We start from the raw sequence: 10,700 nt of genomic DNA on the forward strand, positions 1-10,700 counted from the left end.
TCGCGATGGTCCAACTCGACGACGTGTGGTGGATCGGACGACTGGCGATCGGGCCGGCGACGGGTTGGCGGCCGGTCCGGCCTGGAATGTTTTTGCTGTTTTTTGGCTGTGAAACACGAAAAAAAGTTAAGTTCGCGGCACCTTTGACCGTTTGCACTTGCCTTGCGATAGCCCCTTGCCGCACTATCGCCCACGTCGCTGCCGGTCGTCAGGAATGTTCAACCGGTGGGGATGGATCGCGAACGTCAGCCCAGCAGGATGCAGGACGGACGATAGCGAGAATCGAAATCAGAGACACTGTCCGACGGCGACAGTGGCCCGCAGAGACACTGGTCCATGGAGGGACGCACGTGACACGGCTGATGTTCGCTTGTTTGGCAATGGGATGTTTGGTTGCCAACGCTTTTTCAGGATTGGCTTCCGCTGCCGATGCCATCTTGATCGAATTTTCGTCCGCTCGGTGCATGCCGTGCCAGGCGATGAAGCCCGTGTTGGCTCAACTGGAACGGGCCGGCGTCCCGGTTCGCCATGTTGACGTCAGTGCCGAGTCCGCGGTTGCGGCTCGCTATGGGATCCGCCAGACGCCCACTTTTGTGGTCGTTTCGGGCGGCAAAGAAGTCACTCGCTTGGTGGGCGTCCAGTCGATCGAGCAGTTGTACACCGCCCTGCGAACCAATCCCGCTGGGCCCCTGTTCGACACCCGCAGCAAACAACGCGTCGCGGACGCATTCCCCGCTCCCCAGACTCGTTTAGCACCCGTCGGCCGAACCGGATTCGGTGCGGCAAATCAATCCAACCCCGCGACACTGAATCGTCCTCGCGATCCAAATGCGGGCTCCCAATCGCCTTCGCGAACTCTGGTTGCCGCGTCGCCCCCGGCGTTCGACCCACGCGGTGAAGCGATGCCAAGCATGTCGATGGCGGACGCTGTTCAACGAGCCCAAGGGGCCACCGTTCGTCTGCGAGTCCACGATGGAAACGGATACGGCGCCGGTACCGGCACGATCATCGACACCCATGGTGAAGACGCCCTGGTGCTGACCTGTGGCCACCTGTTTCGCGACAATGACGGCAAAGGCAAAGTCGAAGTCGACCTGTTCGTCGGCGGCGAAGTTCGCACGGTCAGCGGCGAAGTCATCGACTTCGATGCCGATAGCCGCGATATCGCTTTGGTCGCGATCCGCCCCGGATTCGCCGTCCAACCGGTCAGTGTGATCACCACCGATCAGATGCCTCGCAATGGCCAAACCATGTTCAGTTTCGGCTGCGACCGAGGCGACGATCCATCCCGCCGCGACACTCGCATCACCGGAATCAACAAGTACAACCAGCACCTTGGTGCATCGAATATCGAAATCGATGGTGCACCGATCGACGGGCGAAGCGGCGGAGGATTGTTCGACGCACAAGGTCGTTTGGTCGGTGTCTGCAACGCGGCCGACTACAAGAATGACGTCGGCATCTACGCCGGGCCGGGATCTGTGCAGTGGCAACTTGACCGCGTGAACCTGTCGCACCTGTACCAGCCCAAATCGGGATCCGCCGCTATCGCGGCCTCCGCATCGAACGCATCCGCACCCCTGGCGGCACCCCAAAACCAGCCACCGGCGGACCGAATGGCCTCGCTTGCACCGAATCCCCCATCTGGGTTTTCGGCCCAGCCATCGGCGATCGCACCGGCGGGATATCAGGAAACCGTTGGTGGTGCTGGCCAACCTAGCAGCGACCAAGAAGTGATCGTGATCGTCCGAGATCGCAACAACCCGGCTGCGACATCGCAGGTGATGACGCTTCACCAACCGACCGCGGATCTGATGCAAATGATCCAACGCCACGCTCGATAGTCGACAGATTTGCTTGGCGGTCTTGCTTTTTGATCGCTGGCGTCGCAAGCTGAGGGGGGCTGTTATCCCTCCCTTAAATTTTCGAGTGACGTCATGCGATTCGGTTGTTTCTTTGCACTGGTCTTGGTTGGTGTCGTCTCGGTCGCCGATGATTCAGCGGCAACCAGTGATGCTGGTCCGCCCGAAAGTCATCCGATCATCGCCGATGGGGTTCAACTGCAACTCGCTGGCGATGGCTACTCGTTCACCGAGGGACCCACTGCCGACGCAGATGGCAACGTCTATTTCACCGATCAGCCCAACGATCGGATCGTCTTCTTTGACTTTGCGACTCGAAAGGCGTCGACCTGGTTGCAGCCGGCCGGACGCAGCAACGGTCTTTACTTTGTTGCAAAGGACCGAATGATCGCGTGTGCCGACGCCGAGAATCAACTTTGGTCGTTCAATTTGAATGACAAGTCGCACAAGGTGCTGTTGGAAAACAACAACGGACAGCGGTTCGGCGGACCCAACGATTGCTGGGCCGATCAGGACGGATCGATCTATTTTACGGATCCGATGTATCAACGCCCCTATTGGAATACACCGTTACCAGCGGACCATCCGCGTGGCGTCTACCGTTTGTCAGCCGGCGGGGAACTGACGCAACTGCTAGACAATTTGGTACAGCCCAACGGCATCATTGGCGACGCCGAACGACGTCGGTTGTACATTGCCGATATCGGTGACAAGAAAACGTATTCCTACCGCATCGCTCAGGACGGATCGTTGATTGATCGCGAATTGTATTGCACATCCGGTAGTGACGGGATGACGATCGATATCAATCGCCGCTTGTACCTGACCGGCAGCGAAGGAGTCACGGTTTACAAAGACGATGGTACCTTGGTGGAAACGATCGCGGTCCCCCGAAAATGGACGGCCAACGTTACTTTTGGTGGTCCTGAAAACAAGCACTTGTTCATCACCGCCGGCGATTCGGTGTTCACGATCGAAACCACCACCGAGGGGCTGTAACCGATCCGAAGCTGGCCGGAATTCGCCAAGCCGCGTCAACCGTTGCGGCGGTAGTGATGCCCCAGCACGCATAGGCTGACCAACCATGTGGTGCCGAATATCAACGGGGCGTACAGAGGGCTGAACGCGGCCAGCATTGCGGCGCCTAGAAAAACAGCGCCCAGGATGGCGGCGCCACCCCAGATGTGCCCGCTCATCGCGATGAAACCAAATCCGCTGAGCACCGCGGCGATCGGAAACAGGTTGGCTTCGTCGATCTTCCCCGACAGTATCAAGACGTTCATCACCGACAGCGCTGCTAGGTAGCCGATCCAAATCGAATAGACCGGTCGCTCGGCGACGGTCCGCGGCGTGATGCCGCCGCCGCGAGCGCGCAAGATGATGACCAGGATGCCAACAAGCATCAGCAACCGGGGCGTCCAGAAAGAAATTGAATTTGGCAGTTCGCACAAATCCATGGCGAACATCGCGACGTGAAACGCAAAAATCGTTGCGCCCAACTTCACCAGAGTTCGCCCCCAATCGACGAAGTGGCTTTGATGCTGGTCACGTCGGATTTCTCGAGCCACCAGGTCGATCAACCCACTGCCTTCGGCGCTGGTCGTTTCGCCAGTGAGGTATTTGTCCAGGTCGTCTGCCAGCGCGTCGGCCGTGGCATATCGTTGCTGCGGTTCGAACCGGATTGCCTTCAAGCAGATTTTCTCTAGCACCACTGAAACATCACGACGGTAATGCCGCGGAGCCTCCGGTTCATCTTGAAGTACGCTTCGCAGCACTTCCGCGGCGCATGTCCCGGCGTGGGGCGGTCGGCCGGTTAGCATCGCGTACAGAATGGCGCCAAGCGAATAGATGTCGTTGGCCACATCACCATCACCACGCCCACAGGCTTGCTCGGGGCTCATGTAATTCGGTGTGCCAAGGACCTGGCCGGTGCGAGTCAGCATGGTGCCTTCGCGGTGCCATTTGGCCAGCCCAAAATCGGTAATCAGAGGGCGTCCATCCTCGCTGATCAGAATGTTATCGGGTTTTAGGTCCCGGTGGACGATCCCGCAGCGGTGGGCGTAGGCGACCGCGCGAGCGATGTCGTGGACGACTTTGGCAGCGTTATGATCGTCAAAGTGGTCGGATTCGACTTGTTGCTGCAAGGTCGGGCCGTCGACCAGCGTCATCGAAAAGTACTCGTACCCTTCCCAGGACCCGATTTCGTGGATCGCGATGATCCCAGGGTGATGCAGACGGGCGGCTGCTTCCGCTTCGATTCGAAATCGTCGGCGTTCTTCGCGGCTCGCTAGCACCCCGGTGCTGATCAGTTTCAACGCGACCGGGCGATCGAGTCCCTGTTGGCGAGCCCGGTACACGACGCCCATCCCACCACGGGCAATTTCAGATTCGATTTCGTAGGGGCCAACTCTTTTTCCAGCCAACGATGGCGGGGCCAGCGATGATGAATCACCAAACCATTGATGGTTGCGAAAAAAACTGCCCAGATCGTCCGCGAATTGCGGGTACGCACGCAGGTACGCCTCCGGATCGGGCGTTTCACCCCGCTCGGTCCGTTCCAGGTAGTCCGCCATCACGGACTCAAAATCGGTGAATTCAGAGGGCTCGGTGCTCATCCAGCCAATTATCGCAGATTCAGGCGAACTTTGCGCAGTCGATCCCAACGAAAGGGCTCCGTGAAAGGTAGCCTCGCAGTGCTGCCGCCGCTCAATGCCCGCCCCTTTTGACTGATCTGAATCATGGATTTCCTGCTGTATGCGATGTTGGTTTGGGGAGTGATCACCGTTCTGGGGCACGGAACTTGGGTCCTGATCCGCAGCATGGTCCAGTTCGTGACGGGCACCGACAGACCGCCGGCGGGCGACGTGTCCCAGCGTCAAGATCTGGCTGCCGCACGCCGTGTGGTTCAGCGACTGGAATTGCGAGGCGTTCTGGATGCAGCCACCGCGACCAAGTTCCAACGTGGAATCCAATCGCTGGAACTCTCCGGTGACGATCGGGCCACTCAATCCGACTCGAGCCCACTTGCCAAAAGAGCGCCGGGGAATGTCGTCCCACCGCTTCGAAATGCGGCTGCGGGAACAGCCGATCGAGGCATCGCGTACGATTTCTGTGACGACGAAGTCGTCGAAGCAGTGCTGGTCGAACCACCGGAATCACCGACGACTTCGCAGCAACAGTCGTTGGCCGCTGATCGCCAAACATACGATCGTTTGGATTCAGATCAGCCTGGTGTCGACCATCCATTCCATGCATCTGAGCAAGAACCCGTCGCGCCGGCGCTTTCAAAAGCAGAGGTGATCGGATCGTTCTTGGCCCGACGCAACATTCGTTGGGGGGAATTGGTTGCTGGGATGCTGATCGTGATCTGTTCGATCGGGCTGGTGATCAGTTTGTGGAGCACATTGGTGCAAACCCACCGCGCGATCCCTTCATTGATTTTCCTGGCAGCCAATGCGGCGATCTATGCCAGCGGGTTCTATACCCTAAGTCGATGGAAGCTGCGTCATACCAGTCGAGCGGTTCTGTTGATCGCATCGTTGCTGGTGCCGCTAAGCGTGTTAGCAGGGATGGCCGCATCCGGAACCGAAGCCAACGCCATTCGGCTCGGCGACCCGGTAACCCTGATCGCGATCGCCGTCGCAGCGTTGGTGTATGGCACTTTGGTTTATCGGGGCGGTCGGGCGCTGGTGCGTCGGCACTTGGCTTGGCCGTTCACCCTAGCCGTGATCGGGCCGGTGGTGGTGTTGCCGTTGTTGCCGACTGCGGTCCAGCGAATGGGATTCGATGCCGGATGGATCTTAGCGATTGGTTCCATTGCCGTCGCCGTCGCGGTGGTTTGGGTGACTCGGGTCGGGATGAAATATTCGGACCGATTCCAGCACCGACTAGGCCAACCCGAATCCGAGCCGCGGTCTTCGGATTGCATCGCTCGCGCTAGTTTTGCTCACGTTCGATCGCGGATGACTGTGATCGGGTTGGGTGTTTTCTCGCTAGCGGTATCGATTGGGTACGCCGTCTATTCATCGCAGTTGATTGCCCAGGAAACGTTGGGGCCACAGTTTTTACTGCTGATTGCGATCGCGACGATCCCCGCATGCTTGGCGATCGCCACGGCAGCGCGGTATTTGATGACGACGGCGCGGGGTGCGTTGGGATCCATGGCGGCAGCGGTGCTGCTAGTGATCGGTGCCGCAGCGCCGATGACGATACTGCCGGCCGCGATGACATCCGAAGCCTGGGTTTGGACTTGGGCTGTGATTTTTACGATCAGTGCTGTGGTCATCGGAGGCGTCTTGCGTCAATCGTTGATGACCGTGATCGCACTGCTGCCCCTTGGTCTGGCCGCGACTTTGACATCGCCCAACTGGATGTCTGGATTGGACTGGGCAAACGTATCGATGACGCGGCGGTTGATCGGCGGCGAACCAATGTTGGTCACGCTGACCTTGGCTACTGTATCCGGCATCATCGCTGCTTGGCCCGGTGCCAATCGTTATCGGCAATGGTTGGCGATCATGGGTTTCGGATGGATTGGTTGGGCCGCTGTGATGGCGATGGTGTTGTCCGTTTCGCCGCCATCTGCGATGGGGATCGTCCCGGCCGCCGTAGTCACGATCACTCTATTGGCCGGTGCGATCGTTGGCGTGGTCCTTTCAAGATCGCAGACGCGACTGCATCAGCAGTTGGGATTCACGCTGGGGGCAGCGGCAACGGCCCTGACCTGGGTGTCGATCCTGCGTCCGTTCCAGTTTGGCCAGGGACCGTTCATGGTCGCAATGGACACGAAGTTGATTTCCACATTGATGCAGGTGATGGCCGGATCAGCCGCGATGGGGATTCTGTATTGCGAAGGGCTGCGTCATTGGGACCGGCGGCGCGGAATGGCTGCTTCGGGATCCGAATCGGCGTTGGGGATGCCCGTGCCATCGTCGGCTGCCCATCGATGGTTGGGGATGTCGGTCAGCGTCTGGGGGATCGTTTCGGTGGTCGCCTGTGCTTCCGTACGATTCAATGCGTCGGTTTCGACTTGGATTTTGGGCGGGGCGGTGTTGGGGTTGCTGTGGGCAAACAGTATTCGCCAATCAACGACCTGGATTCGGATGACTCAGGTCGTCATGGTGGCGCTAGCGATCTTGATTGGATATCGGGCTGATTGGGATGGTCTGTTCGCGGTCCAGCATTGGCAAATGGGACGATCGCCATGGGTTTGGGCGATTGTATTGGCATCGGCTTCGGCCGTATGGTCGGTTTGCCGATTGGCAACGGGAGCGATCATTCGTGAACGTTGGCTTGGGCGGCAGGTCGCCGATGGCGTCTGCGGGCGCATCGGATTCGTTGCATCCGCAAAGAACCAAAGCAGCGGGATGCCAGTCACCGTGGCGTTTGATGCGGCGGTCGGGTTCGCCGTGCTGGGGGCCGTTTGGCCCTATGCATCGATGCTGGTTTCGGTCATGGGCAACGCCGTGGTACCGCTGTCTTTGGGATGGCTGCCGATTGTATCGCTGGTGGGATTGTTCGGCGTTCAGTACGTCACCTACGCGGTCGGAAAGTCGACATCGGATCGCGAACAACCAACTGCCATGGGAAGCCTGTACGGATTGATGATTGCCACGATCGTTTGGTCGGTCGCACAGGGTGTCTGGGCATTGTCGTCGGTTGCATCGTTGGCCATGGACGAAGCGCAAACTTTGGTGCTAGCGACGTCTTTGATCGCTGTGATTGCGTGGGTGGTGGGCCGCCGGCGTGAATCGATTCGCCGGATCCAGTGGGTCGCACCCGTTTCGGTGGCGGTGTCGTCGTTGGTGTTGATGTGGAAATTTTGGTGGTTGCCATTGTCGGTCAACGAATTGGCCGTCGCGTTTCCCGTTATGTCGGTGGCGGTCTGGTGGATTCTAGGAGCCGTGGTATCGTTGGATGCAAGCTGCAAACGAGACGACGACAGACTGCCTATGCTGTCCGCCGGATTGTTGGCGGCGGCCATTGGCATCACGGCGTCCACGATGGCTTTGTCACCGGTGATCTGGGTACAGGCGGCGTCGATCGGGTTGTTGTGCTGGGCTGTCGGAGTTCACCATGGGGGACCGTGGTTTGGCCGGCCAAACGCAGCAAGCGTGTGTGTGCCAGCGGTCCACGCAGCGATTGGCCTGGCAACGGTGACCGCGTTGATCACGGCGACCACCGTCACCATCGCAGTCCTGACTGCGATGTCGTCGATGATGGTGTTCGCCAGTCAAACGGGTTTGTTGTTGTCGGTGTCGACGATCTTGATCACCACTTGGCCACCGCTGCGACCGTTGTTGCCAAGTCGAAAATTGGGATCGATGGATCTCTGGCCGCTGGGCATTACCTGTGTGGCGGGTCAGTTGGCACATCAGGCCTATGCCATGGGTTGGGTGACGGCGGCGCAGGCGATCCCATTGATGGGAATGCTGTGGACGTTCGGTTCGGCGGCGGCCTGTGGGCGGTCGATGTTGCGATCATGGCGCGGCAACAAGGTTCGGCATCTGGAACTGGCGCTCAGTGTTCTTGTTACGGTCGGGTTAACCGCGGTTGCCTGGCAGCATCAAATTTGGAACCTCGGTGGAGCTACCGTCGGCGCCTGGGTCGCATTGATTGCTTTGCTGATCGCCGGTGTCCATGTGGCAGCGGTTCAGTGGTCCCAACCGAGTGATCGTGCGATGCAGGTCACCTCGCGACAGTTGGGATGGTGGGTCGTCTTGGCTGGCCCCACGATAGTGTGGATTTTGGACCTTTTTCCGGCCACCAGACAAGTCTCCGTGACGATCGCCGCGATTTGGGTTTCCAGTTGGTGGGGCATCTGGCGGATCAGCAGCACCCGCGTATCGGAATTGAAGTTGACGGATGCGAAAATAACGGATCCGAAGTTTCATGAACTGGCCAACGCTGCCCCAGACGCCGGCCTCGTCGGCATCCTGAGCTTGGCGCTTGTCGGCGAAATCGCGTGGCTGGTTTCGGATGGTGGTGGAACCGGATTCGCCGGGCTTGCCGGTGTCGCAAGCGGGCTGCGATTGTTGACCTACGGTGCGATTCCGATCATCGGATGGTTGACTCTTTCGCAACGTGTCCGCAGTGGGAATCTGTTGCTGCTTGCCGTATCCGCCGTCACCCTGGTAGCGGTTCATGTGGTCAACCTGTTCGATACAACGATGCAAATTCGCTGGATGGTGGCTGCCCTTTCAACGGGAATCGCGATTGCCATGATGTCCCATTGGTTGCCCTGGTTGGTCCGAAGCGGCGGCCTCAACGCGTCTTCACCGGACATGCGGGTATTGGCGCAAGAAAGACTCCGGCATTGGTCCTTGGCGGCATTCCGTATCGCATCGGCCAATGGATGCTTGGCGATCTTTGCCGCGGTGTTCATGATCGTTTATGAGGTGGCGGACCAACAGACTGCGTGGGTGACTCAGTTGACAATCCTATCGGTAGCCATGTCGGGTTGGGCGATCGCGGTGTTGGCTGACCTGACGGATCGGACGCGACTGCGACATGTCGCGGTGGCTTCCGTGATGATCACGGTTGGGTTATTGGCGAGCGTCGAATCCGTGCAAAGTTCCCACCCAGTGCTGGAAACTTCCATGCGTTGGTTGGTCGCGTCGGTTCTGGCAACCGCGACGTGGCTGATTGCGTTTCCCAAATTACTGGGGGATCGAATTGCCGTTCGCTGGTCCGACGCGTTTCGTGGCGGTGCAATCACGGCGGCAGTCGCGGGGATCGCTTCGCTGATGGTGATGCTGACGATCGAAGCCATCTTGCGATCCGAGGATCGCACGGGCGGGATATCGCAAGTCATGGTGATCGGGGTCGCCGTGACGCTAGCGGTGATGAGCGGATTGTCTGGATGGATCGGATTGGTCAGTCGACCGGGATCGCACTGGCAAACCAAATGGCAGTTGTCCGATTCGACACGCCGAGGGTTGGTCGTTGCGGCCCAAGGGATTGCCGCGCTGTGTTGGTTGCACCTGTTTTTGTGTAAATCGCCCTTGGCGGTTTTGGGGCTTCGTCAGTATTGGCCGCTGATTGTGATGGTGCTGGCCTTTGTCAGTGTCGGTGCGACCGAGTGGGCGAGTCGCCGTGGAGACCAAGTGATCGCCGGTGTGCTAAAGCAATCAGCGCTCTACTTGCCCCTGATTCCGATCTTCGGATTCTGGATCAGTCTAGGTACCAGCGACCAGTCGGCGTGGAAGTTCATCGGCGACACCGTTCGGTACGATGTGGTGCTGGTTGTCGGCGCGTTGTACTACGCCGGTTTGTCGACGATCTGGAAAAGTGTCTTCCCACGTATCAGTGCGGTGGTCATGGGGAACGCGGCACTGTGGATGTTGTTGGCGCAAAAACCGGGATGGGGATTCTTGATGCACCCACAGGCATGGATCATTCCGCCTGCGGTATGCGTTTTGGTCGTCACCCACTTCTATCGAAACCGAATCAGCGGCCAAGCCGCCGCTGGCATTCGGTACGCGGCCACCTTGGTCATTTACGTCAGCAGTACAGCCGACATGTTGATCGGACAAATTGGAACGTCGCTGAGTGGACCGATTGTTCTAGTTGGGTTGGCATTGATAGGCATGATGGCGGGAGTGGTGCTGCGGGTAGGGCCGTTTTTGTACCTGGGTGCGATCTTTGTATTCTTGGGATCGGCCAGCATGGTTCGTCACGCCCAGCAATCGATCGATGCCGTCTGGCCTTGGTGGGTGTTCGGGATCACGACCGGGATGTTGCTGTTGGTCGGATTGACTTTGCTGGAAAAGAACAAGTCCCGATTGCGAAATTACGCTCGGTCATTGAATGGGTAGACCAACTTGCCGGGGGGGGCCA

Annotated in this window: 4 protein-coding genes; 3 read left to right on the top strand and 1 reads right to left on the bottom strand. The window is 58.9% G+C overall.

The genetic code is table 11. The features are described from left to right. Positions 1-350: 350 nt before the first annotated feature. Positions 351-1,844, top strand: coding sequence for a trypsin-like peptidase domain-containing protein (locus K227x_RS09865; RefSeq protein WP_246146712.1), 1,494 nt, complete (start codon positions 351-353; stop codon positions 1,842-1,844). A gap of 93 nt (positions 1,845-1,937) precedes the next feature. Beyond that, positions 1,938-2,861: an SMP-30/gluconolactonase/LRE family protein gene (locus K227x_RS09870; protein ID WP_145169344.1), complete on the top strand. Its 924-nt coding sequence runs from the start codon at positions 1,938-1,940 to the stop codon at positions 2,859-2,861. Positions 2,862-2,896: 35 nt separating this feature from the next. Here the strand turns inward: K227x_RS09870 and K227x_RS09875 are convergent, their stop codons facing one another. Beyond that, positions 2,897-4,477 carry a serine/threonine protein kinase gene (locus K227x_RS09875; protein WP_145169345.1) on the bottom strand — a complete coding sequence of 527 codons (1,581 nt, stop codon included), beginning with the start codon at positions 4,475-4,477 and terminating at the stop codon, positions 2,897-2,899. Between the two features lie 123 nt (positions 4,478-4,600). On the opposite strand from K227x_RS09875, the gene K227x_RS09880 reads away from it, so the two are divergent. Further along, positions 4,601-10,678: a hypothetical protein gene (locus K227x_RS09880; RefSeq protein ID WP_145169346.1), complete on the top strand. Its 6,078-nt coding sequence runs from the start codon at positions 4,601-4,603 to the stop codon at positions 10,676-10,678. Positions 10,679-10,700: the final 22 nt, after the last annotated feature.

The sequence above is a fragment of the Rubripirellula lacrimiformis genome, from assembly GCF_007741535.1.
Classification (GTDB): Bacteria; Planctomycetota; Planctomycetia; order Pirellulales; family Pirellulaceae; genus Rubripirellula; species Rubripirellula lacrimiformis.